Origin of the sequence: Niallia oryzisoli (genome assembly GCF_036670025.1) — a bacterium.
In the GTDB taxonomy this organism is placed as follows: domain Bacteria; phylum Bacillota; class Bacilli; order Bacillales; family Cytobacillaceae; genus Bacillus_BD; species Bacillus_BD oryzisoli.
Map to the genome: position 1 here is coordinate 3,109,434 of NZ_CP137640.1, position 22,940 is coordinate 3,132,373.

General features: G+C 37.3%; 27 protein-coding genes and 1 pseudogene. 5 read left to right on the top strand and 23 right to left on the bottom strand.

Annotated elements, in window-relative coordinates; translation table 11 throughout:
- Positions 1–4: 4 nt before the first annotated feature.
- The 8 genes from R4Z09_RS15565 to R4Z09_RS15600 all read right to left on the bottom strand — a co-directional run bounded on the left by R4Z09_RS15565 (position 5) and on the right by R4Z09_RS15600 (position 5,717).
- On the bottom strand, positions 5–616 hold the full coding sequence (locus R4Z09_RS15565; RefSeq protein WP_338453159.1) for an alpha/beta hydrolase: 612 nt from the start codon (positions 614–616) through the stop codon (positions 5–7).
- Between the two features lie 30 nt (positions 617–646).
- Positions 647–1,561, bottom strand: a complete 915-nt coding sequence (locus R4Z09_RS15570; protein WP_338453160.1) for a ring-cleaving dioxygenase — start codon at positions 1,559–1,561, stop codon at positions 647–649.
- A gap of 33 nt (positions 1,562–1,594) precedes the next feature.
- On the bottom strand, positions 1,595–2,203 hold the full coding sequence (locus tag R4Z09_RS15575; RefSeq protein WP_338453161.1) for a flavin reductase family protein: 609 nt from the start codon (positions 2,201–2,203) through the stop codon (positions 1,595–1,597).
- A gap of 22 nt (positions 2,204–2,225) precedes the next feature.
- A complete protein-coding gene (locus R4Z09_RS15580) occupies positions 2,226–3,164 on the bottom strand; it encodes a ring-cleaving dioxygenase (RefSeq protein ID WP_338453162.1) in 939 nt (312 codons plus the stop codon).
- A 391-nt stretch (positions 3,165–3,555) separates the two neighbouring features.
- Complete coding sequence (locus R4Z09_RS15585; RefSeq protein WP_338453163.1) at positions 3,556–3,894, bottom strand: hypothetical protein; 339 nt, start codon at positions 3,892–3,894, stop codon at positions 3,556–3,558.
- A complete protein-coding gene (locus R4Z09_RS15590; protein WP_338453289.1) occupies positions 3,839–4,528 on the bottom strand; it encodes a Gfo/Idh/MocA family oxidoreductase in 690 nt (229 codons plus the stop codon). Before R4Z09_RS15590 ends, R4Z09_RS15585 begins: the two co-directional genes overlap by 56 nt.
- The gene (locus tag R4Z09_RS15595; RefSeq protein ID WP_338453164.1) at positions 4,525–4,677 is read right to left on the bottom strand and encodes a hypothetical protein; all 153 of its coding nucleotides are present in this window, start codon (positions 4,675–4,677) and stop codon (positions 4,525–4,527) included. The genes R4Z09_RS15590 and R4Z09_RS15595 overlap by 4 nt, the downstream gene beginning before the upstream one ends.
- A gap of 62 nt (positions 4,678–4,739) precedes the next feature.
- Positions 4,740–5,717, bottom strand: coding sequence for a glycosyltransferase (locus R4Z09_RS15600; RefSeq protein WP_338453165.1), 978 nt, complete (start codon positions 5,715–5,717; stop codon positions 4,740–4,742).
- 223 nt (positions 5,718–5,940) lie between these two features.
- Between R4Z09_RS15600 and R4Z09_RS15605 the strand changes: the two genes are divergently transcribed.
- Positions 5,941–6,354, top strand: a complete 414-nt coding sequence (locus R4Z09_RS15605) for a DUF1284 domain-containing protein (RefSeq protein WP_338453166.1) — start codon at positions 5,941–5,943, stop codon at positions 6,352–6,354.
- Positions 6,355–6,387: 33 nt separating this feature from the next.
- Here the strand turns inward: R4Z09_RS15605 and R4Z09_RS15610 are convergent, their stop codons facing one another.
- Together R4Z09_RS15610 and R4Z09_RS15615 are read right to left on the bottom strand one after the other, a co-directional pair.
- Complete coding sequence (locus R4Z09_RS15610) at positions 6,388–6,723, bottom strand: redoxin domain-containing protein (RefSeq protein ID WP_338453290.1); 336 nt, start codon at positions 6,721–6,723, stop codon at positions 6,388–6,390.
- A gap of 3 nt (positions 6,724–6,726) precedes the next feature.
- Positions 6,727–6,894 (bottom strand): hypothetical protein, encoded by a 168-nt coding sequence (locus R4Z09_RS15615; protein WP_338447682.1) that lies wholly within the window; start codon positions 6,892–6,894, stop codon positions 6,727–6,729.
- A 268-nt stretch (positions 6,895–7,162) separates the two neighbouring features.
- Here R4Z09_RS15615 and R4Z09_RS15620 point away from each other — a divergent pair, with 268 nt between their 5' ends.
- Both R4Z09_RS15620 and pabB read left to right on the top strand, forming a co-directional pair.
- Positions 7,163–7,726, top strand: coding sequence for an aminodeoxychorismate/anthranilate synthase component II (locus R4Z09_RS15620; protein WP_338447683.1), 564 nt, complete (start codon positions 7,163–7,165; stop codon positions 7,724–7,726).
- An 18-nt stretch (positions 7,727–7,744) separates the two neighbouring features.
- Entirely contained in the window at positions 7,745–9,493 is a 1,749-nt protein-coding gene (pabB, locus tag R4Z09_RS15625) for an aminodeoxychorismate synthase component I (RefSeq protein ID WP_338447684.1), read from the top strand.
- Between the two features lie 79 nt (positions 9,494–9,572).
- On the opposite strand, the gene R4Z09_RS15630 is transcribed toward pabB, so the two are convergent.
- Together R4Z09_RS15630 and R4Z09_RS15635 are read right to left on the bottom strand one after the other, a co-directional pair.
- Positions 9,573–10,169: an NADPH-dependent FMN reductase gene (locus R4Z09_RS15630; RefSeq protein WP_338447685.1), complete on the bottom strand. Its 597-nt coding sequence runs from the start codon at positions 10,167–10,169 to the stop codon at positions 9,573–9,575.
- 209 nt (positions 10,170–10,378) lie between these two features.
- The gene (locus tag R4Z09_RS15635; RefSeq protein ID WP_338447686.1) at positions 10,379–10,777 is read right to left on the bottom strand and encodes a VOC family protein; all 399 of its coding nucleotides are present in this window, start codon (positions 10,775–10,777) and stop codon (positions 10,379–10,381) included.
- 220 nt (positions 10,778–10,997) lie between these two features.
- Between R4Z09_RS15635 and R4Z09_RS15640 the strand changes: the two are divergent.
- Positions 10,998–11,751 (top strand): annotated as a pseudogene (locus R4Z09_RS15640) (DUF2935 domain-containing protein).
- Positions 11,752–11,883: 132 nt separating this feature from the next.
- On the opposite strand, the gene R4Z09_RS15645 reads toward R4Z09_RS15640, so the two are convergent.
- From R4Z09_RS15645 to R4Z09_RS15670, 6 genes are all read right to left on the bottom strand, one after another.
- A complete protein-coding gene (locus R4Z09_RS15645) occupies positions 11,884–12,753 on the bottom strand; it encodes a cation diffusion facilitator family transporter (protein ID WP_338447687.1) in 870 nt (289 codons plus the stop codon).
- A gap of 231 nt (positions 12,754–12,984) precedes the next feature.
- On the bottom strand, positions 12,985–14,217 hold the full coding sequence (locus R4Z09_RS15650; RefSeq protein ID WP_338447688.1) for a M20 family metallo-hydrolase: 1,233 nt from the start codon (positions 14,215–14,217) through the stop codon (positions 12,985–12,987).
- Positions 14,218–14,360: 143 nt separating this feature from the next.
- The gene (locus tag R4Z09_RS15655; protein ID WP_338447689.1) at positions 14,361–15,146 is read right to left on the bottom strand and encodes a GTP cyclohydrolase II; all 786 of its coding nucleotides are present in this window, start codon (positions 15,144–15,146) and stop codon (positions 14,361–14,363) included.
- A 153-nt stretch (positions 15,147–15,299) separates the two neighbouring features.
- Positions 15,300–15,446, bottom strand: a complete 147-nt coding sequence (locus R4Z09_RS15660; protein ID WP_338447690.1) for a hypothetical protein — start codon at positions 15,444–15,446, stop codon at positions 15,300–15,302.
- A 129-nt stretch (positions 15,447–15,575) separates the two neighbouring features.
- The gene (locus tag R4Z09_RS15665) at positions 15,576–16,211 is read right to left on the bottom strand and encodes an FMN-dependent NADH-azoreductase (protein WP_338447691.1); all 636 of its coding nucleotides are present in this window, start codon (positions 16,209–16,211) and stop codon (positions 15,576–15,578) included.
- 142 nt (positions 16,212–16,353) lie between these two features.
- Entirely contained in the window at positions 16,354–17,133 is a 780-nt protein-coding gene (locus R4Z09_RS15670) for a hypothetical protein (protein ID WP_338447692.1), read from the bottom strand.
- A 404-nt stretch (positions 17,134–17,537) separates the two neighbouring features.
- Here R4Z09_RS15670 and R4Z09_RS15675 point away from each other — a divergent pair, with 404 nt between their 5' ends.
- Positions 17,538–17,678, top strand: a complete 141-nt coding sequence (locus tag R4Z09_RS15675; protein ID WP_338447693.1) for a hypothetical protein — start codon at positions 17,538–17,540, stop codon at positions 17,676–17,678.
- 66 nt (positions 17,679–17,744) lie between these two features.
- Here R4Z09_RS15675 and R4Z09_RS15680 read toward each other — a convergent pair whose 3' ends face one another.
- The 5 genes from R4Z09_RS15680 to R4Z09_RS15700 all read right to left on the bottom strand — a co-directional run bounded on the left by R4Z09_RS15680 (position 17,745) and on the right by R4Z09_RS15700 (position 22,891).
- Positions 17,745–19,028, bottom strand: coding sequence for a hypothetical protein (locus R4Z09_RS15680; RefSeq protein WP_338447694.1), 1,284 nt, complete (start codon positions 19,026–19,028; stop codon positions 17,745–17,747).
- A 302-nt stretch (positions 19,029–19,330) separates the two neighbouring features.
- Complete coding sequence (locus tag R4Z09_RS15685; RefSeq protein WP_338447695.1) at positions 19,331–19,879, bottom strand: hypothetical protein; 549 nt, start codon at positions 19,877–19,879, stop codon at positions 19,331–19,333.
- Between the two features lie 335 nt (positions 19,880–20,214).
- Positions 20,215–21,228: an NAD-dependent epimerase gene (locus tag R4Z09_RS15690; protein WP_338447696.1), complete on the bottom strand. Its 1,014-nt coding sequence runs from the start codon at positions 21,226–21,228 to the stop codon at positions 20,215–20,217.
- Between the two features lie 96 nt (positions 21,229–21,324).
- Complete coding sequence (locus tag R4Z09_RS15695; protein WP_338447697.1) at positions 21,325–22,404, bottom strand: glycosyltransferase; 1,080 nt, start codon at positions 22,402–22,404, stop codon at positions 21,325–21,327.
- A gap of 25 nt (positions 22,405–22,429) precedes the next feature.
- On the bottom strand, positions 22,430–22,891 hold the full coding sequence (locus R4Z09_RS15700) for an NUDIX hydrolase (protein ID WP_338447698.1): 462 nt from the start codon (positions 22,889–22,891) through the stop codon (positions 22,430–22,432).
- Positions 22,892–22,940 lie beyond the last annotated feature (49 nt).

A 22,940-nucleotide genomic window follows, 5' to 3' on the forward strand; every position in this document is an offset into this window, starting at 1 on the left:
TTTATTAATCAAATAATAATTTTCGATACCATTTTGCTGCCATTTCCACTTCTTCTCTGGTCAACTGATGACCTCTATTTTCCCAATGAAGCTCTACTGATGCATTTGCCTTTTCTAACAATGCTTGCAGCTCCTTCGATTCCATTGGTGAACAAATTGGATCATTAGTTCCAGCAGCAATAAATACTGATTTCCCTGATAAATCAGGTAGTTCATTTCCCCTTCTCGGTACCATTGGATGATGCAGTATGGCACCTTTTAATGCATGTTGATGATGAAATAACAAACTTGCAGCAATATTAGCTCCATTTGAATAACCAATGGCAAGTATATTATTTCTGTCAAAGCCATATTCTTGTGCTGCTTCATGAAGAAATTGATTCAGTTCATTTGTACGGAAAACAAGATCTTCCTCATCAAATACTCCTTCAGCTATTCTTCGAAAGAATCGCGGCATTCCATTTTCTAACACATTCCCGCGTACACTTAAGTAAGAAGCTTCATCGTCAACCATACCGGCAAGTGGCAGTAAATCTAATTCATTTCCTCCAGTGCCATGCAGTAATAGAAATGTTGGTTTTGTTAAATCCTTCCCTTTTTGAAAGATATGTTTCATCCTTTATCGGTCTCCTTTCACTTGTTTCCCTTAACTGGAGGCAAGCGCTTCTAATTCTTCTCGTTTTGACTCAAACCATGATGGAAGCATAAGTTTATGTCCGAGTTCATGTAGTGGTTCATCAACGGTAAAACCTGGCGGGTCGGTTGCTATTTCAAACAGGATACCGCCTTCTTCGTGAAAATATATTGCTTTGAAATAGTTTCGATCAAGTATTTCAGTTGGATAAAATCCTTCCTTTTGAAGAAGAGCTCTCCACCTTTGATGATCCACTTCATCTTTGGCACGCCAGGCAATATGGTGCACGGTTCCTGCTCCCATCAGACCACGAACAGACGGTGTCAGCTTGATATCAATGATATTTCCAAACTGACCTTCCGATTGAAAGCGTAGAAAGCCATTTTCTTGTCCGAGGAATCTCAAACCTAAAACATGTTCAAGCACCTCAGCAGTTTTATTAGGCTTTGCCGAAATTAGTGTTGCCCCACCAAACCCTTTCACAGCAATCTCCGGCTGAATACCGTTAACACTCCAACAGTTAATGCTTCCATGATTTCGCTCGACCAATTCCAGTTCAAGACCATCTGGATCCTGAAATTGTAGATAGTTTTCTCCAAAACGTTCAGATAAACTAAATTTAACCCCGAATGTCTCTAAACGATTCTTCCAAAAGTCCATTGCACCAATGGGAATCATGTAACTCGTGACACCCACCTGACCAGTACCAATCCGCCCTTTTAACTGTTTTTCCCATGGAAAAAAGGTGATAACGGTTCCGGGTTCTCCAGATTCATTTCCAAAGTATAGATGATAGACTTCTGGTCGATCGAAATTAATCGTTTTTTTCACCAGTCTTAATCCAAGCACTCCTGTATAAAAATCAGTTGTTCTTTGCGCATCATTGACAAACGCTGTGATATGATGGATCCCTGCTGTTTTTTGCATTTCCATCCTCCTCTTTTGGCATTTGATTCATATTCAATTCGGTCTTTCAATAGTGAAAATATCACCGATTACAGCATAATCATGACCTGCTAATCGGCTGACAGCCCGTAAGCCCATCGGATTAATTCTTCCATTTTCATAAATATCGTTTTCAATATGAAATTGAATCACTTTACCAATAATCAAATCAACGACTGGCGAATCCGAACCTCCTAATTCCAAGGAATGTTCTAATGTACACTCCATGCGAATTTTTGCTTCCATTACCCCTGGTACTGTAACTTTTGTGCTTTTTACCGGGGTTAATCCAGATAATTCTATTTCACTTTGATCTGAAGGTAAACTTGCAGCTGTTTGATTTATTTTTTCAACGTTTTGTTCATCTACAATATGAATGACAAATTCATGTGACTCGATGATGTTTCTGGCTGTATCTTTTTGTCTTCCATTTGACCGTTGGATAGCCAATGAAATCATCGGCGGATTTGATGAAACAATATTGAAATAACTAAAGGGTGCACCATTTAAGATCCCTTCTTTTGACGTCGTTGTAACAAAAGCAATTGGCCTTGGTATGATACTGCCGATTAATAATTTATAATTTTCCCTTTCAGTATTTGTCGATGGGTCAATAGAACGCAAATCAATCATCCCCTTTCTTTAATCAGTCCAATTCTCTAACTTCAAATGGAAGTAAAGCTTTTTCAATCTTTTCTCGATGGGGTTCATACTGTTCAGGCAATTTTAGCTCACTTCCCATCGTTTCCTGTGACTCATCATGAGCGAATCCTGGTGGATCTGTTGCAATTTCAAATAGTATCTCTCCATGTTCTCTAAAGTAAATGGCATTAAAATAATTTCGGTCTTTAACAGGAGTGACCCCATATCCATGCTCTTTTACATATTGTTTCCACTCTAATTGATCCTCGTTATCACTTGCTCTCCAAGCAATATGGTGTACCGTCCCTACACCCATTTTCCCGCGGGCAACCGCTGTTAACTGCAGATCAATGATATTTCCAATATCAGCCGTTGAACGATAACGTACGAAATCTCCTTCTTGACCTACTTTTTCAAGACCCATTGTTTTTTCCAATAATTCAGCTGTTTTTTGAGGCTGCGTTGATAAAAGAGTAGCACCGCCAAAGCCTTTTATCGCCGTTTCAGATGTTATTTCGCCAAAACTCCAAGTATTTACTGATCCTTCTTCCCTCTCTACTATTTCTAATTGAAGTCCATGTGGGTCTTCGAAAAGTATGGAGGTTTCTCCAAAACGTTCGATGTTTGTAACTGATATGCTGTACTTTTCAAGTCTCTTTTCCCAGAAATCCAATGCTCCTTTTGGTACTACGTAAGAGGTTACTCCAACCTGACCGCCGCCAATTTTTCCTTGATAGGCGTCAGGCCAAGGGAAAAAAGTGATGATCGTTCCAGGCTTTCCTCCTTCGTTGCCAAAATAAAGATGATACGTTTCGGGATCATCAAAGTTAACGGTTTGTTTCACTAAACGCAGTCCTAGTACTCCGGCATAAAAATCTACATTTTCTTGTGGATGACCTACAATCGCTGTAATGTGATGAATTCCCATTGTTTTTTTAACCATGTTTTCACATTCCTTTATTTAGTATTTTTAAATCCAACTCATTAAATATCACTTTAGTTTTTCCTATAATTGATAAGGTAACATTTATTTTTAATTAAAATATCTTGAATTCGAGATGTTATCCAAAAAAATAATAAGTTTATTAGAATTGAAATGAAGAAGGTATTACCCTTAAATTAATTATCTTTAATTCGAGATAATCATAATAAAAATATTTGTTAATGTCAATCATCTTTCTAAAATTTTTAAGAATAAAGTTGAAAATAGCTATGCAGGAGTAAAAAATCAGCTGTTTTAGATTCCTAAAATGAAATCCCAAATGGCTGATTTTTTAAAAAGAAACACCAAATCCCCACTATGTTGAAAGTTACATGTGGGGTCTAATAGACTTTTATTGAAATGTTGATTGATTCATTTTTTCTTGTAATTTCTTTAGATAAATATTAGCATCAATAGGTAATTCAACCGTTTGATTCAACCAGGAAGATAAGTAAATGGCATTGACCAATTCTACAACTTTCACTCCTTCTTCACCAGGAGCAAGTAATGGCGAACCTTTCGAAATCGCATCAATCCAATTTTGAATGATTTCTATGTGACCTAGGTTTTCTCCTTTCACAGGGATGTCAATTTTCCAGCATTCCGGTTCCCCAAAACCACCTGTATAGGAAGCATTAAATGCTCGTTCTGATTGTGTTAAGTGGAAAAAATGAAGTATATTTATTTTCAACTACCATTTTTCCACGATCACCTACGATTTCAAAACGATTTGTTCCTGGCGCTTCACCAGTTGACGTAATGAACACACCTGTAGAACCGCCTTCATATTCAACATATACGGTAACATCATCTTCAACTTCAATATCATGATATTTTCCATTATGGCAGAAGGCATGTATTCGAATGGGAATTAAACCTGTCGTCCTTTGCCTTAAATCTAATTGGTGTGGGGCTTGATTTAATAATACCCCGCCTCCTTCACCTCTCCATGTTGCTCTCCATTTACTTGAATCGTAATAACTATGCAGGCGGTACCAGTCTGTAATAATCCAGTTGGTCCGTTTAATTTTACCTAGTTCACCTGATTGAATGAGTTGGCGTAATTTTTGATATAGCGGGTTTGTACGTTGGTTATAAATCATGGCAAATACTTTCCCACTCGAGGCAGCTGCCTCGTTCATTTCCAATACATTTTTGGTATAGACTCCAGCAGGTTTTTCGAGTAGAACATGCATTCCTTTAGCAAAAGCTTTTTTTGCCAATTCCGGGTGACTGTAATGTGGTGTCGCTATAATAACTGCCTCTATATCTGATTCATTAAAAAAGGCATCTTCATCCTGATAACATTGAACTTGATTTATTATATTCTTTTTTTACCCAATTCATTTGCTTTTCTCGACCACAAACAAACTGCGCTTAACATTGCTCCCTTAATAAGTCCTTTATCCAATTGAAGTGCATGTGATTTACCCATATTTCCTATTCCGATTACCCCTACTTTAACTACATTCATGTTTAATCCCCTCATTTTCATGTTTTAACGCCCAGTAAACAGGTCAACTATCTAACAACATTCTAAATTTGTTGATATAGATTTATATAAGCAAGTGCTTCTGTCTCAGGTGAATAGTGTTCAATAATCCATTCCTGAGCTTGCTGAACAACTTTCTCCCTCAAAAATTGATTATTGACTATAGAATGGACGGCTGCGATAAATTCATCCATCGATTCATAAAGCCACCCTGTTTGTTCATGAAGGATTAGCTGCATATTCGCTTCATTTTTTCGAGCAATAACAGGCCTGCCCATCGCCATTGCTTCCATCACAGCTAGTGATTGACCTTCCGATAGAGAAGTGTTAATCACAATTTGAGCCTGTTCATACCATACCTTCATAACCTCATAGGGAACTACACCGGCATATTGCATCCATGGACGCTTCTTCACCTTTTTAAGTACATCATCCTTCACACTTTCATCCAAGTTTGCACCGAGAATCGTGTAACACATATTTGGATAGTGATTAATTAACTGATCAAGTGCAGGCAGAACATGCAAAACATCCTTTACGGGTCGCAGTCCAGCAGGGAGAAGAATGTGCGGCCTTATTTCGTCCCGTTTGGCTGCAATATTCCATGGCAGCCAAACACCCTGGGGAATCACTTTCGTTTTATTCTCCCAGTCAGGAAACAAATGGATAACCTTCTCCTTAGCATCCTCTGTAAAAACAGTAATAAAAGAAGCTTTCTGTAAAAAGGCAAACACCTCTTCATTGAAGCCTTTCTGTAAGTCAATATTAATATCCGTCCCGCCCATTGTTACAAGATACGGCCGATCTATGCTAAAATCGTTCTCCTTCGCCCATTGAATAAAACGAGTCGCGTGTAAGATATGAATAATATCAGCATCAGAGTGATGCCAATTATCATGTTCCAAATAAGGGATAACAGACAAACTTAAATTTTTCTTATGTAAAAAATGAACTAGTCGTTTTATGGTCGTTGAATTTCCTCTTGGTTGATTAAAATAAGGGGCTAAAAATAAAATGTGCATATTGTTCACCATTCAACTTAATATTCATTTCTTATAAGCATATCCTTTACCTCAATTTAGAAGAATATGTAACTGAAAACACACGACCCGTAAAAATATAATCAATATTAGGAATATTCCGAACACTATAGGTTCAATATGTTATAATAAAAACAAAGTTAACCATTACCTTATATAAGTTTACATTAAAAGAAAATCAATCTATTGAACTGGGGGAATTTATTTGTATAAGCTACGTGGTCATCATATCTTTTGTCTCTTGGGTTATCGAGGAATGGGCTATTCCCAAGAGTATGTTGAAAATATGACAAAGCTGCATCATACCTTAAGAGATAACCCTCATACATTTATTGAGCTAATAGAAGGTCCGGATCAATTGTGTGAAAAGTACCCAAACACAGGAAATTACCACTGTGAGGAGAATAGAATTTATGCGAGAGATTCTGCTATATTAAAAAAGTTAAAGCTCGAAATCGGACAAATCCTTACTTGGGAGGACATTGAGTCAAGGATAAAAAAGTATATCATACCATCGGATATAAAAACGGTTTGTGAAACCTGTACCTGGCGTTCATACGGAGTTTGTGAAGAAGGTGTTCAAGAAATTCTAGAGGGAAAGGGCTTAAGGGAGGTTTAATAAACCTCCCTTTTTGCTCATACATTCATTTCATTATAATTTATCGTAGGCTTCCTTAATATCTTCCACGGTCTTGTCGATTTCCTCGCCCCAATGATCGTTTACCTGTTTAAGCACAACTTCACCATTTGGAGCAATGATTGCATAACCTCTATAGGCTGTATCTTCATTCTTCATTCCGGTTTCATCAATTAATTTTAGCTCCGGATCGGATATAAATGGAAGGCTTTTCCCAAAATCTTTTTCCAGCTGATCATGTAATAACTTTTGTTCTTCAGGTAGGTCCTTACTAATGATATACATGGGCATGTCCATACCGTCTAATTCTTTAAGATTCTTATGCAACTCAACTAGTTGCTGCTGGCAGATTCCTCAGGTGTAGGTAGTGATATAGAACAAAAGTACAGGCTTTTCTTGTGGAATCGTTACTTCATTTTTTTCGTGATCCAGCAACGTAATCGATTCGTCGATTGTCTTTGGACCGCAGGCTGCTAATAAAAGCATGGCTGCTGCAACGATGAATAAGAATTTTAGTTTCATAGTTTCTCCTTTTCTGTTTCATTATGCAAGAAGAGCTTAAAATTAAATATGCTCGTCTTTCCCATTCATTATTTTACTATAATTCAGATTTAACTGTAAAATGTTCAGCTTCCTTAAATAATCATATTTATAGTATGAACTTACATTACTAAACCATACAAAGTATTACGATCATTAATATCCTCTTCACAATGGCACACTCGTTCATCTATAATAAACCTATTGTTATAATTAAAATAATTTTAACAGATTGGAGCAAATAAAAAAATTGATTTTAGTAATTGATAACTATGACTCTTTTACATACAACTTAGTTCAATATATTAGTGAAATCGGTGAAGAGCTTGTGATTCATAGGAATGATCAAGTCACGTTAGATGACGTTCAAACGCTGAAACCAGATTTTATTCTTATTTCACCCGGACCAGGCAATCCTGATACTGCAGGCGTTTGTTTAGATATCGTTAAAAAATTTTATCAAGACATTCCGATTTTAGGAGTCTGTCTAGGCCATCAAATTATTGCTCAAGCGTTTGGCGGCATGATAAAAAAAGCTATCCGGCCGATGCATGGGAAAATTTCACTTATGGATCATGATCAGCATTCGATTTTCTCTGGGCTTCCCTCACCGTTACAAATTACTAGATATCATTCATTGGTTGTTGACGAATCCACTTTCCCCCACTGCCTTGAGATCAGTGCTAGAAGTGATGACGGTGAAATCATGGGATTGCGACATAAACAGTTCAGGGTTGAAGGCGTTCAGTTTCATCCTGAAGCCATATTAACGGACAGTGGAAAAAAGATGATCCAAAATTTCTTCAAAAAATAATTAAAAAAGGAAAAAACAATGAGGATAAATAATCAAAACCAACCACTTTTATCTTTTGAATTTGCCTCTTCCTCAGGTGAAATCCTGCCAATCATATTTAAGCAACCATTAAAAGTGATAGTTGCCTATTCGATTGATGACATACTTTCATGTTTTAAGGAGATTCAAGAGGCTATTCAGCAAGGTTATTATGCTGCTGGTTATCTTTCGTACGAGAGCGCACCGGCTTTTGACCCAGCCTTTAAAGTAAACAAAGGATCTACCATGCCATTATTGTGGTTTGGCATTTTTTCTGAACCGCAAACAGGAACGCTGAGCAGCAATGGGACATATGAGTTATCCGATTGGATTCCATCTGTTCCTCTCGAAAAATATGATGCCTCTATTCGGTCTATTAAGCAATCCATTGAAGCTGGCGATACATACCAAGCAAACTATACGATTCGCCTTCACTCAGAATTCAAAGGTGACGATATCGCCTATTTTGAAAATCTCAAAAATGCACAAGCGTCAAATTATTGTGCGTATTTGAATATCGGTGACCATCGTATTCTCTCTGCATCGCCGGAATTATTTTTCCATTTGAAAGATAGGTACATCACAACCCGGCCGATGAAAGGAACAGTAAAAAGAGGAAATTCATTCACTGAGGATAATGAAAATGCCAGCTGGCTTTATCACTCTGAAAAAAATCGGGCTGAAAATATCATGATCGTTGATTTACTTCGTAATGACATAGGGATGATTGCACAGCCTGGTACGGTAGAAGTTCCAAAGCTATTTGAAATTGAACATTATCCGACTGTACATCAAATGACATCGACCATCACGGCAAAACTTGCGGAGAATTTTGAACTGGTTGATATATTTAAAGCTCTTTTTCCCTGCGGCTCTATTACTGGTGCTCCAAAAATTAGTACGATGGGGATCATTTCTGAATTAGAGACAGCTCCTCGAGATGTATACTGCGGAGCAATTGGTTATATCACGCCAAACCAAGAAGCGATTTTCAATGTTCCAATAAGAACGGTTGTGATTGATCAAAAAACGGGTATCGCCACTTATGGTGTCGGCGGCGGGATTACGTGGGATTCAACGACTGAAGGGGAATATCATGAAATTCTTGCAAAAGCAAAGCTGCTTGAGGAGAATCGGCCTGAGTTTCAATTACTAGAAAGCCTCTTATTACAGGATGGAGAATTCTTCCTGCTTGAGGAACATCTAAATCGCCTCAAAAATTCCGCAGAGTATTTTGGTTTTCCGGTAAATTTGGGATCGTTGAGACATTCATTGGCTCAGCATGCTGGTCAATATATCACAGGTCATTTCAAAGTACGGCTTCTTTTGGATAAAAATGGTGATTTAGAACTAGAAGCTCAACCCATTTCACAACCTAATACACCGATAAAGGCAGCGCTGGCAGACATACCGATGGATAAAAACAATCCGTTTTTCTATCATAAAACAACGAATCGAGCGATGTATTCAAATTTTCAACAACAGTACCCTCATGTTTATGATGTACTTCTGTGGAATCAAGATGGTGAGCTTACGGAATTTACGAATGGAAACGTTGTTTTGGAAATAGACGATCAGAAGTGGACACCCCCTATTAGCAGCGGATTACTAGCAGGTACTTTTCGTGAATGCTTACTCAATAATGGAGAAATTCACGAAAAAGTATTAACCGTTGAGGATTTGAAAAAATGTACGAAAGTATGGTTTATTAATAGTGTTCGTAAATGGTTAGAAATTCAAATAATATAGGAATGAAAAGTACACAAACAACGCATGGAATATCAGAACTCCATGCGTTGTTTAACTTGTGTTATATAAAATTATTCTATTACCGAACGGTTTTAAGAGCAGTTGACCAAGAAACTAGTTGACCGATCATTTCGTTTACTGTTCCTTCATGCATTTCTGCTGGTTTGAAAGTTTGTCCGTTTTCGAAGTCAGTAAATAGGCTTAAAGCTGGATGTGTACGAACATCTGCAACAGCTAATTCCCCTAGAATGCCGCGTAGATGCTCTGCAGCACGTGCTCCTCCCACTGAACCATAGCTTACGATTCCAGCCGCTTTGTTATTCCAAGCTTCACGGGCAAAATCGAGAGCGTTTTTCAACGCACCTGTAATACTGTGGTTGTATTCTTGAACAATAAAGATAAAACCATCTAAGTTAGCAAGTTTCTCATTCCATTGTCCAATCCCTGGTTCTGATCCATCCGTTGTTCCTAAAAACGGCAGGTTGAAATCTTTAATATCCACGATTTCATAATTGGCATCGCCGCGTTTGTCTGCAAGTGATTTTACCCATTCTCCAACCTGTGGACTAAGACGTCCTTCACGAGTACTTCCTAAAATAATACCGATGTTTAAGTTAGCCATTTGTTCTTCCTCCTTATTAGATGAACTCCCAAATAGTTTGTCAAAAAACCCCATAATTTTAACCACCTTAAGTGACAAATTGGCAATTCCTGATATTATAGTCCCCTTTTTCATTCTCTATATGCTTTCAAAGATTAAAAATTTTCATAACAACTGCCAAGCATATTTTGAAGCCAATCTGCAGCCTTCTCTGCATAAAAAAAGACCGCCTAAATGGCAGCGGGGAAATTAAAAACCTGGACATAGAACAAAATACTCAAGGGTTATAAAGGAAGAGTTAACTGCCACGAAACACCAAAGCGGTCATTCAGCCAGCCAAACTTTTTACTAAAACCATAATCGCCTAAAGGCATAAGTGCTTGGCCTCCTTCAATAAGTTTCTCATATAGATTCTCGATTTCTTCATCTGAACTACAAGTAAGAAAGATAGAAAAAGATGGTGTAAAAGAGAACTGATGTTTGATATTGCTATCAATGCACATAAATTCTTGTCCTTTTAAGGAAAAAGTCGCGTGCATGACAGTCCCTTCCTCCCCGGCTTCTTTTGCACCGTACCGAACAATACTTGTTATCTTAGAATCCTCAATAAGAGATATGTAAAAGTTCATTGCCTCTTCTGCATTGCCATCTTGAAACATTAAAAATGGTGTGACCTTTTCCATAATCAATCATTTCCTTTCCATTTCTATTTATTTATGTATTATTCAATCTGTATTATCATATCCCTTCTCCCATTCAACCGCAAAGTTAAAAAAGACGATTTACCAATTTGTCTGTATTATTTATTGTTCCCGTAACATATCTTCATAGTGGTACTTATTTATCTTATTGATTCTGGATATTCGGATTTCTAGAATTAAACCTTACATATGGAGGTTGATTATGAATCATCAAAATCATATTCCCGGTCATATAACGACAGAGCGGTTTAATCAAATGTTAGTCCCGCCTGAATCGTTTGCCGCAAAGCCTGAGTCACTAAACGAACAATTATATTTATTGAGCGTTCTCTGACGGAAACCGTTTTTGGCTCAGAATTATGAAAGAACATGCCTTATTCCTTGGAGAAGGTTTTAGTAGAAATGATAAGCCTCTCATTCAACAAGCAGATCGTTTTTATCATTTTTTTGAACAACAGGAAAAGAAAGCAAACCGCGAGGCAGAATATTTTATGAGAACATTAAATAAATTAAATCAAGGAATTTTAGAACCGATTCAAGATGCCATCATTAATGAGAATGTTTTCTGGTTACGAATTATGATGGAACATTCAAGATTCATCGCTTCCTTACTTGATCAGTCTGAGAGAAATTTAGTAAACCAGGCGCGAAAATTTGGAGATGATTTTGAAACCCTTTTAAACCAAGCAAGAGATGTAGAATCCATGCTGTATCGTAAAAAGCCTACGTATCCTATCATAGGTAAAATGAATAAGAATAGTGAAAATGCAGCGGCTGAAATTCAGGCTTTTAAGAAAGCGGGGCTTGCGCTTATTCAGTCATGTCAAATTCGAAATGTCATTAATCCCCTATTAGCTGACCATGTAGTACGGGAAGCTGGCCACTTCATTTATATGACCAAGGTATTGGAAGATCGATTAAATAAAAAGATGGAACAAGAACAACAGTTTCAATAACTAATTTCTATGTAAACTTAAAATAATGACGTATGCAGATGCATACGTCATTATTTGTAAATAAATTTTAGGCTTTTAAAATTAAGTATATTATTGTTTAATAGATGCTGAACAGACTGAATTGTCGAGTAATTAATTAGGTTCAATATGAACATGCACATCATACACATTATGCTTTTTTGCTAATGCTTGTTCAACTTCGGTTGAAATGTCATGAGCACGTATAATATCCAGCGTAGAATTGACAAGAATAACAACATCTACAACAACATTATTTCCGTAATTTCTGGCCTTAATGTCTTTTATTCCTTTAACGCCATATGTGTTCTGAATGGTTTCTTTATAAGCTTGGATCTCGTTTTCGTCAAAACCATCTGTTAATTGGTGAGAAGCATCTCGAAAAATCTCCAAGGCTGTTTTACAAATTAATAAACCAACAATGACTGCAGCCACTGGGTCAAGCCATGCCATATGGAACTGAGCGCCGATTATACCTACTGCTGCTCCAATACTCACCCAGGCATCTGAAAGATTATCCTTTGCTGCGGCCATGACAGATTGACTATTAATTTTACTTGCTAATCTCTTATTATATCGATACACACCATACATAACGATGGCACATAAAATACCAGTCCATGCCGCAATCAAATCAGGTGATGAATATTCATTTTGAAATGCTTTAGTTATAGCGGCATATATTACTTGAATACCAACGGCGATCATGATGAAGGAAGCAACAAGAGAAGCGATATTTTCTGCTTTCCAATGACCATATGAATGGTCCGAATCAGCAGGTTTTTGGGAGAGTCTCAATCCTATTAAAACGGCAATTGATGCAATGATATCGGTGGTATTATTTAGACCATCTGCCCTTAACGCTTCTGAATCGGCCAAATAACCGATGGCTAGCTTTAAAGCAGACAAACAAATATAGGCAATGATGCTAATAATAGCTCCACGTTCCCCAAGTTTTAAATCATTATATCTCTGTTGATCCATGTCATCAAATCTCCTCTAATCATAAACTCTTCCATAATATTAACAAGGGAAATATGGGTGGGTCTACAGCAACCTTTTTTCACTATTAAATAAAAGTAATCTTAATGAAAATATTTTGCGTATGAGAAATTTTTTTTAGAATATAAAAATGTTATCTTAAAGGTAAAAACAATAGATAATAAAAAGCCGCCCTGTTTTGACAGAACGACTCTACTTACTTAGCATTAAAATTTAAATACCAGCATAATAAAGAATGACATCTTCAAGTAAATCAATCCCAAGTAAAATATCATCCATGTCCGTATATTCATCAGGATGATGGCTGAGACCTTCAACCGAAGGAATAAAAATAAGACCTGTTGGACACAGTTTCGCCATGTTCATCGCATCATGACCTGCACCGCTTTGCATCACTTCATAGGGAAGAACTTTTTTCTCAGAAATATTGATTAATGTATCGACTACATGGGGGGCGAGCAATACAGGTTCCTCTGAGCTGATTTCTTTACTTTGAATGTCAAGATCTCTTGATTTTTCAATTTGAGTAATAACATGGTATAAATGATTTAATACCCTTTGTCTCGAATCGATTGAGATGGACCGAATATCAACCTTTAGTTCGACTTCACCAGGAACAACATTCATTGCACCGGAGTGAATATTCATAACACCCACCGTTGCAACGGTACCATGTTCCTGTTCCTGAATAGCTGCTTTTTCAAGTTCCAGCGCAATTTCCGACGCACCGAGAAGCGCATCACTTCTCATATTCATTGGAGTTGTGCCGGAATGGGAGGCCTTCCCATTGATTTTAATGATCAATCTGACGGGTGCTGCAATCCCTGTCACAATCCCGATTTTTTTCTGGTTATTAATCAATACAGGACCTTGCTCAATATGTATTTCAAAAAAGGCCTTAAATTCTTCATGCTTTCTGCTCGCCTCATCAACACTATCAAAATCAAGAGCACATAAGGCAAAAGCCTTTTCCATTGTGATCCCATCACGATCAGTTAGATGCCGATAGGTCTCTTTATCAAGGATTCCCGCCATGGCTTTACTCCCCACCGTGGAAACACCAAACCGGGAGGACTCCTCACAGGCAAAGGAAATAATTTCAATTGGATGGTCTGTAATAATTTCTTTTTCATTTAGTCGTTTAATAATTTCCAGCGCCGCTGTCACTCCAACAACCCCATCATATTTCCCGCCTTGATAAACCGTATCCAAATGAGAGCCCATTACGACTGGCGGCAGGTCACTTCTTTTCCCCTCTCTTCTAGCGATAACGTTCCCACAGGCATCCATCCTGATTTCCAAATTTTCATCTTTACACATTCTCATAAAAGCATGAGTGCACGTCTGTTCTTCATCACTGTAGGCGATTCTCGTAATCCCCTTTTCACCTGCATTATATTGATTAATTTTATTAAAAAGTATTTCGTATCTTTCTTTATTATTCAATCCAATATCGCCTGCCCTGTTTCCTAAATAAGTGGAATTATTATATGATAAAGATTATACAGAAAACTAAGTACGAAGGCTATGACAAAAAAACTTCCACAATAACTTTTAATTGTAGAAGTATAGGTCCATTATTCATAATACTAATCACAACAGCTGCCTTGCCAAGTCTCTCCCTGTTCAAGGTGACCAGACTTTTCAATTTTCGTCTGTAAATATTTCTTGTTGTACTCCGAAATATCTCCCCATAATGGTTCTCTTCCAGAAACCTCTAAGCCGGCACTTTTTAAAGCATCTAATTTTTTTGGATTATTGGTCATCAATGTGACTGGTTTTGTACGTAATGCTTTTAGGACTAAAATCGCATCCTCGTAGTTTCTCGAATCATCAACAAAACCAAGTCCGATATTTGCTTCAACCGTATCATAGCCATTCTCCTGAAGAACATATGCCATCGCTTTACTGAATAAGCCAATACCTCTTCCCTCATGATTAGCCAAATAAAATAATGCACCATTCCCATGCTCAGCAATGATTTTCATTGACTGTTTTAGCTGAAACCCGCAATCACACCGTTTACTTCCGAAAATATCACCTGTATGACAAATTGAATGGAATCTTATAATGGCCTCTTCACTATGCTCAAAATCACCATATACTAATACACTGGACTGCTGGTATAAGGCCAAATTTGAAGAAGATAGCTTTTCGATTATTTTTTCATAATCTTTTATTTCATTACAATTTATCTCTGTCACATCTTCACAATTCAGCCAGCAATACCATTTAAAGATAACCGTTTCTCCATATAAATTAACTGGCAGTCGGATCGGACCTACTAAATAAATACTTCCTTTATTTTTTGAGATTAACTGAATTTTATCCTTTAAAATGGAAAGAACGTTTTCATCAAGTTTTATGGCAGTCATGGTACTCCCCCTTTTTCATTTAGTTTGCGACCAAACATTTCAAGACATACAACGAGCATATCTCTTTTTCTAAATAAAAAAAACGACCTTCTTTGAACTAGAAGATCGTTACTTTCATTTACATATCTAGATTTAGTTAACCAGATCAAAAGTTTACTTTGTCAGAAACGGATTTCCACCCATATTTTTTCTTGCTTCGTCTGTTACTACGATTGGCTCATTAGAAAATTCAACTGAATTCGTGTTGTTTTCATTAATTATTTCTAAGCTGCCATCATAATAAATTGTCTTATTTTCCATTTTTTTCATCTCCGTAGTAGTAATATTCGACTATTTATTGCATAATTATTACTATACATTTCATATATTACACTATATTTACTATTTTAACAAGAAATTTTACCTAATTTATTCAATTTTATAGAAAATTCAGAAAGTGTGTGCTAGGTCTTTTGCACGAGCAATTCCATTTTGCTTAATTTCTTCAGCTTTATCCGGCATAGCCGCATGTCCTTCAATAAAAAGACCTTCAACATTAGGAACGCCAAAGAAACTAAAGATAACTTGTAAATAGCGATGCCCCATTTCCAGAGCTGCCGCAGGACCCTCTGAATACATGCCGCCGCGCGCTTGGATGTGGAGAACCTTCTTATCTGTTAAGAGACCAACAGACCCCTGCTCCGTATATTTAAATGTTTTACCGGCAACAGCAATCGAATCAATATATGCTTTCATAACTGGAGGAAATGACAAATTCCAAAGTGGTGTCACAATTACATATTTGTCCCCTGTAATAAACTGATCACTTAGCTCATTCAGCCGTCCCACTTTTGTTTTCTCATCATCCGAAAGCTCGTCAAAGCCTTTGCCAGACTGCAGCTTTCCCCAGCCGCTGAATACATCTGTATCAATATGGGGAATATTTTCTTTATACAAATCAATGTGGACAACCTCATCATTTGGATTGACTTCTTTGTAGGTTTCAATGAAAGCCTTCCCTGCAGCCATACTGAATGATTGTCTTTCATCATGTGGATGTGCTGTGATATACAATAATTTCGCCATGTTTCATTCACCTTTTTCATAAAAATTTACTAGACTTTATTAATATGAAGGAAATTTGCAATATCTATTCATTAAACGATAACTACACACAAAAACCCCCGTATGAATAACGGAGGTTCAATATTTATTGATGAATACTTTTTTACTTTTTCAATCCATTCCGAAATGAATCATAATCCATCTTAATAAAATGAAACAGTGCTGCATTGCCACCGCGATCTGGATGGGTCATTTTTAGTAACGTTTTATACCCTGCTAAAATTTCTTTTGGACCAGCAGTTTTGGAAAGACCAAGTTTTGACCGGGGATCATACGATTTAAATGGAACGGTTTGTGTCTTTTCAGGATCTGATTTGTTTCCTTTCGAGTATTCTTCTTTTAATTTTAGCAGTTCATTCCGTAAATCAAGATTTTCCTTCAGTAGTTTTCGTGCTTCTTTTTGTAATTCGTGTCTTTCAGTTTCCAACCTCATAATTTCTTGTTTAAGTTTATTTCTTTGTTGAATTAAAGTATTAATCGAAGATTGGTGAAGGTCTTCAATTCCTTTTATATGCTCTTCTTGAGCTTTTATTTTTGCTTTTAACTGACGGATAAGTTTATCCTCAGCAGGACTAAGGACAGACCGTCTTGGGTTAGGTTCATTAGATATGTATTCCGTTATTGGATCGCCATCGCCTACGTGTTTGATTTTACCCTCGCGTACCCAGCGTCGAACAGTAGGAATACCAATACTAGGGGCAACGCCAGCGTCCTTCAATAATTGAAATGCTTGATCCGTGTCATCCAGGATGTATCCAATATTTTTTTGCCCTCCATCATATGTGATCTTTCTTTCGCGGAGCCAGCGTCTGACTGTTTTTATGCAAACATCCTCGGTAACACCTGCATTCTTCAATAATTCAAAAGCTTGATCTGTGTTCACAGGTTTCCTCCCTTCCCGCTTGATTAAACTATGATGACATTCAGTAATATTTAAATTAGTCATTTTTCTTTATTAATAGAGAGCTCAGTTTCATCAATTACTTCTAATATTATAGGAGGAAATAAATAAAGTGAATGGACAAATAAGACTATTAGTGGTTTTTTCTATGGGAAGGGAATTAGTGATATAGGCAGGGAAAATGGATTCTTACCTTTGGTAATGTCCACCATATTTGTCATGGAAACCAATTGATAAAAGGGAATCTTTAACTAATTATAGTAAAATCGGAATAAAAACGAAAAGGATTTCTTGTTAAGAGAGCCAGATAATAAAAGAGTATAATGTATTACTTCTGGAAGCAACATAATCTTGTGAGGTATAAATTTTAAGAAGGCGTGAAGAACATGTCAAATGAAAAAATGGAATCACCAAGTACATTGAAATATAGTATTTGGGAAACTAGAACAAAAGAAAAGATCCCTGCCATAAAAGAAAAAACATCGGATCCAATGGGAATAGAAAATAAGTTGAACAATAAAAAATAGTCATGGAACAAAAGAGAGAGGGGGCTGTGGATGGCCCCTCTCCCTTTAATGTTTTTATATTTCTCCTTATTCCGTTACCTCAAATCCTAACCGTATAGCCGGCATTGCTGATCCAGGGTGATCGGTCAAATAAGTAAGCTGCGGAATCAAGGTCATATCGGTTTCCTTTTCTTTTTGCTTGTAAATTCCAGGATATAGATCGATTACATGGAAGCCTGGTTCTCCCGTTGCTACCACATCAAACGTAAGGTCTCCTTGGCTGTTGAACGCACATAAATAACCTGTATAGGCATTATCATAAGTCAAATAGTAGGCGTTATCAAACTCTGTCCAGCCGCCGCCCTTTATTGTTACCTGTATTTTCGTTCCTACTGAACCGGATGTTGGTGAAATGCTCACGATCGATGGTAAAATACGTAAGTATCCTTGTCCATATACCTCATCCCCAACCTTTAGGTCCATTCGGTGTGGAATTCCTCCCAAGTCATCAGGAATGGCAAAATCATAGTTTAAATTACCATCATTATCCGTTTTCACTATTTGAAGCTTTGTTGTATGCTCAGCAAACCCTAACCCGGAAACACGGCTTCCTTTCATCGTATTCCAGATGATCTCTATCTCTTTATTTTTCGGCAGCCCTGCTGCTGTCAGCTTAACAAGTTCTCCAACCGTTCCCTCACTTTTATACAGCTCTACTTCAACACCTGATTTATTTTTCAGCTCTGGCATTTTGACTCCGCCATTTGCCGCAACTGGAGTCGGCTCGACGTAACTTTCTTGAACTGTAGTCGAATCGGTTACCTCAAACAAGAAATCAGGTGCAGGCTTATCAGGATATGGAGATTGCAGATAATTGATGTACTGCATTCCCAGATAACCAGTTCGGAGTCGGATGGCATGCTTCCCGATGGATCCAGCGGCCCGGCTTTTGGCTTCTGCCGTACCATTTGTGGCAATTGCTGAAACTAAGCCTGTGTATTTATTATCATAGGTTAGCTGCCAATTCCGCATATACGTACTCCAACCTAAACCTTCCACTTTAATGGTAATTTCGGTGCCTACCGGACCGGATTCAGGGGTCATTGTAAAGGATGGATCAAGGGTAAAGGCAGTCTGACCAATTCTAGTATCCTCGGAAACTACATAAATCGTCATGTCGCCGCCAAATCCTTCTGGAACCTTAAAGGAACCATTCCAGTTTCCATTATCATCACTCGTCCCCTCTTCCAGCACTACCTCTTTTTCTTTAAATTCAGGACCAATCACTTCATAAAGATCCTTGACATTATAACTGCCGTCCATGGTCATCCAAATCAGTTTTACCGGTTTATTCGGCTCAAGTTCATCCACTTTAAAGTCAATATTTTGCCGGACGGTTCCTCTAATACTAGATAAAGTAATGTTGTTTTTTAAGGCCTGCTCTTTTGTCGTTTCTTTTTTCTTTTCCGATGAAGGCGCCGTATCAATCTTTGGCTCCGTTTTCGCCGATGATTGATCTGTTCAGGCGCTTAATCCTGCTAAAAGTACAGCTGCTCCCAAGATTTTCATTCCTGTTTTCCATCTTATTCTAATCAAACTGTTCTACCTTCCTTCTCCATTACTGTAACTAGGATAGCTGTTTCCTTTGTGACGAACCTCTTACATTTCTATCATTATTGTACAGGTGCCTCTTCAGGTGCTGGTGCAGGTGCACCTTCAGGAACCGTGCCTGTTGCAGCCGGATCGACAATCGTGATTAATGACGGCTGTACGTTAAATGGACGGAATTCTCCTTTTGCATCGGCTGCTACAGCAGTTACGTAATATTCGAGTGTACCAGTCGGTGTATCTTCTGTTACCGGGTAGGCAGCAGTCCAGAATTTCGCAGGGTCTTTTGCATCAGGTGGTGAATGGACGTCAAGCTCCATATCAAGCACTTCACCGGTCGATAGATGCACTTGCAGTTTAGCATCTTCCATTTGCACCTTATTTGTATCCAATGCATTCATGCGGAAAACTATTTTATCTCCTGCAGAAAATCTACTTGCCAGTACACACCCGCCCATTTCAGAGACGGTATCCCCAGAAACCATAATGACATTTTTCTTTTCTCCATCATTACCGGTAGTTTCTGTTGTGCTTGTTTCCTTGTCATTACATCCGACTACCATTAATGCACCGCTTATTAACAACCCCATTAGTATCGAATTTTTCTTGAACAATGGATCTCCCCTTTTTCAAAGTCTACCGAATAAACTTCACTGCCTCCCCGTACTGTTTTTTCGCCTCTATGCTTATGACCAAGGCCACAAAGGCTATAAAGTAAAATATATTTAAAACTATGCAATAATATAAATTAAAATATTTGAATACTCGGTCATATGTTGTCAAAATCATCAAAATATTATCTGTCAAATTTTTCAATTCTGAATCAGCATATATTATGTAAAAATTCTGGAAGTTAATAAATAGCATGGGATGTTCCACAAGGTGCCAGACTTAAGTGTTTAAAGATAAAAACACACCTGACACCTTTTTTAGGATATCCCAGGATTTTTTAAGTTAACTTGTAATACTCTCTATACCACTCAATAAACCGCTTGATTCCCTCTTCTACAGTCACGTTTGGTGTATAATTAATATCATTTTCTAATTCTTCAATATCTGCAAAGGTTTCCAGCACATCTCCCGGCTGGATTGGAAGAAATTTTTTAACTGCCTTCTTCCCGAGTGCTTCTTCTAGTAGTTCAATAAAATAATTGAGCCTTAGTGGTGCATTATGTCCTATATTATAAATTTTATAGGGTACCTGAGGATTCTTGGGGGGGTCTTTCTTCATTAACCGGTAGATGGATTCTATGACATCATCGATATAAGTAAAGTCTCTTTTCATATTCCCATTGTTATAGACTTCAATTGGCTGGTTATTTATAATAGCATTGGTAAAGGTAAACAATGCCATATCTGGTCTTCCCCATGGTCCGTACACAGTAAATAATCTTAAGCCTGTGGTCGGAATTTTATATAAAGAACTGTAGGAATACGCCATTAACTCATTCGCTCTTTTTGTAGCAGCATAAATACTAATCGGACGATCCACACGGTCATCCTCTGAAAATGGTATTTTTCTATTATCACCATAGACAGAACTGGATGATGCATATATAAGATGGTAGATTTTATATTTTTTACAGCATTCTAAGATATTCATAAACCCCACTAGATTCGATTGAACATATGCTTCAGGGTGTTTCATGCTATATCTCACACCTGCTTGAGCAGCTAAATTTACAACGATATCTATATTATATTGAGAAAATATATAGTCCAGCAATTCAAGGTTTTCGATCGTCCCTTTTATGAAATGGAAATTTTGTTCCTTCATCAGTATGTTTATACGATCATATTTCAAGTTCTGGTCATAAAAGTCGTTCATATTATCGATACCAATTACTTGAAAGCCTTCATCTAACAATCGCTTGGAAAGATGGAATCCAATAAAGCCAGCGCAGCCGGTGACAAAAACCTTCTTTTTGCCTGTGTAAATTTCTAACATATCCTTTCTCAGCATTGAATTCCTCACCAACATTTTCAAGTTATTTTCCAGATTCATAAACTTCCTTTCTTGACATGAACTTCTAATACCAACATGATTCTAGTACTCTTCTTATTTTTTCTTTTCAATTAACCGATATAATCTTTGTTGTTCTTCGATTTGCTTTTTGGAGTCAAATTTTTCCTCAATCACGTTTCTTGCCTTTTTCGTGTATTTTTCCCATACTTCTGGATGATCCAAGAAATATTTCATTCCTTCTGCTAATTTTTTTGCATTTTTTTCTGGTGCAAGATAACCTGTTTTTTTATGTTCAATTAATTCAGGAATGCCCCCGTGAAAGGTAGAAATAACAGGTAAACCGCTTGCCATTGCTTCCTTTAATGCATTTGGAATTCCTTCTACATCCCCGTCTTCTCCCGTTTCGCTTGCTAGACAAAATAGATGGGCGCATTTTAGCTCCTTGGCAATTTGTTTTGCGTCCATTGCCCCTCTGAGAAAAACGCGGTCTTTTAACCGAAGCTTGTCAATTTGACTTTTTATTTTCGCCTCATCTTCACCAGATCCAATAATATGAAGTGTAACCCGCTTATACTTTTCCTGTAACAGCTTAAATGCATTTAATAAGGTAAGGAAGCCTTTTTTTTCTACCAGTCTTGCTACCGAAAGGATTCTAATTTCCCCCTCTTTCGGCAAAGAGCGTTTCATATATGGATACAAATTTAAATCAAGACCACCGTACAAAACATGAATTTTGTTTTTTGGAAACCCTAATTTTTTTAGTTCATCAGCAAGAAATTGACAAACGGCAAAGTAACCAGATCCTTTATTCATTAGTGATTTATAGCGTTCCTTATTTCTACGGAATCGTTCTTCTGTCTGTGTAGAAGAATCACGTCCCCTAAAGTGTACAATCAACGGGATGTTATACTTTACAGCTGTCGGCAAAATATCCATGGAATGCTTTCCTTGATGAGCGTGTATGGCTGCAACTTGATTTTTTTTAAAAAAGCTTCCAAGATCTTTCAAATCATTGAGATTATAGAAATGTTCAAATTTATATTGAACGTTCTTGGAATTAGAAAAAGGTCCTATCACGATTGTACGGTATTCTTTCACCCCAATAATCTGATTGTACATAAACCCTTGATTGACTTTTAATGGTTCGCCAATATAAAAAGCAATCGTCTTCACTCAATTCCTTCCTTTCTCATTCATATTAACGATTAACAATGGATTCTATCATTTGATAGCTTTGTAAAATGTGCTGATCTCTAATGCATAAATCTTCAGGTAGAAATGGTCTATGAAAAAATTCGGCCTTTTGTACTTCTATTCCATCAGGTGTTAGCCTACCGCATTGTATGTCTTTCGTAACATAAGCAAGTGTTACAGGAAAATATTCATCCCCATTTGATAGTTTTGTAAAAAAGTTTCTTCCTGAAAATACCCCGATTAATTCTAGGTTATCAATCGTTAAACCCGTTTCCTCGTAAATTTCTCGTATTCCAGCCTCTTCGGCAGATTCTCCTAATTCAATATACCCGCCAGGTAATTTCCACTTTTTATCGCATTCTACCATCAATAATCGACCCTGCTGATCAAGGACCATAACAACTACTCCGATTAGTATTAAAGGCCTTGTCCCGACAAGAGACCGTAATTCTTCAATATAACCCATTCTTCACTCTCCTCCCTTCGAAAGGCTCTCTTCCTACTTTTTAGAACTT

Coding starts and splice junctions, on each gene's coding strand:
- R4Z09_RS15565 (WP_338453159.1), bottom strand. CDS start 616: ATGAAACATATCTTTCAAAAAGGGAAGGATTTAACAAAACCAACATTT.
- R4Z09_RS15570 (WP_338453160.1), bottom strand. CDS start 1,561: ATGCAAAAAACAGCAGGGATCCATCATATCACAGCGTTTGTCAATGAT.
- R4Z09_RS15580 (WP_338453162.1), bottom strand. CDS start 3,164: ATGGTTAAAAAAACAATGGGAATTCATCACATTACAGCGATTGTAGGT.
- R4Z09_RS15595 (WP_338453164.1), bottom strand. CDS start 4,677: ATGAATGTAGTTAAAGTAGGGGTAATCGGAATAGGAAATATGGGTAAA.
- R4Z09_RS15600 (WP_338453165.1), bottom strand. CDS start 5,717: ATGCACATTTTATTTTTAGCCCCTTATTTTAATCAACCAAGAGGAAAT.
- R4Z09_RS15615 (WP_338447682.1), bottom strand. CDS start 6,894: ATGAAACTAAAATTCTTATTCATCGTTGCAGCAGCCATGCTTTTATTA.
- pabB (WP_338447684.1), top strand. CDS start 7,745: ATGAGGATAAATAATCAAAACCAACCACTTTTATCTTTTGAATTTGCC.
- R4Z09_RS15630 (WP_338447685.1), bottom strand. CDS start 10,169: ATGGGGTTTTTTGACAAACTATTTGGGAGTTCATCTAATAAGGAGGAA.
- R4Z09_RS15635 (WP_338447686.1), bottom strand. CDS start 10,777: ATGGAAAAGGTCACACCATTTTTAATGTTTCAAGATGGCAATGCAGAA.
- R4Z09_RS15645 (WP_338447687.1), bottom strand. CDS start 12,753: ATGGATCAACAGAGATATAATGATTTAAAACTTGGGGAACGTGGAGCT.
- R4Z09_RS15655 (WP_338447689.1), bottom strand. CDS start 15,146: ATGACTGCCATAAAACTTGATGAAAACGTTCTTTCCATTTTAAAGGAT.
- R4Z09_RS15660 (WP_338447690.1), bottom strand. CDS start 15,446: ATGGAAAATAAGACAATTTATTATGATGGCAGCTTAGAAATAATTAAT.
- R4Z09_RS15665 (WP_338447691.1), bottom strand. CDS start 16,211: ATGGCGAAATTATTGTATATCACAGCACATCCACATGATGAAAGACAA.
- R4Z09_RS15675 (WP_338447693.1), top strand. CDS start 17,538: ATGTCAAATGAAAAAATGGAATCACCAAGTACATTGAAATATAGTATT.
- R4Z09_RS15690 (WP_338447696.1), bottom strand. CDS start 21,228: ATGCTGAGAAAGGATATGTTAGAAATTTACACAGGCAAAAAGAAGGTT.
- R4Z09_RS15700 (WP_338447698.1), bottom strand. CDS start 22,891: ATGGGTTATATTGAAGAATTACGGTCTCTTGTCGGGACAAGGCCTTTA.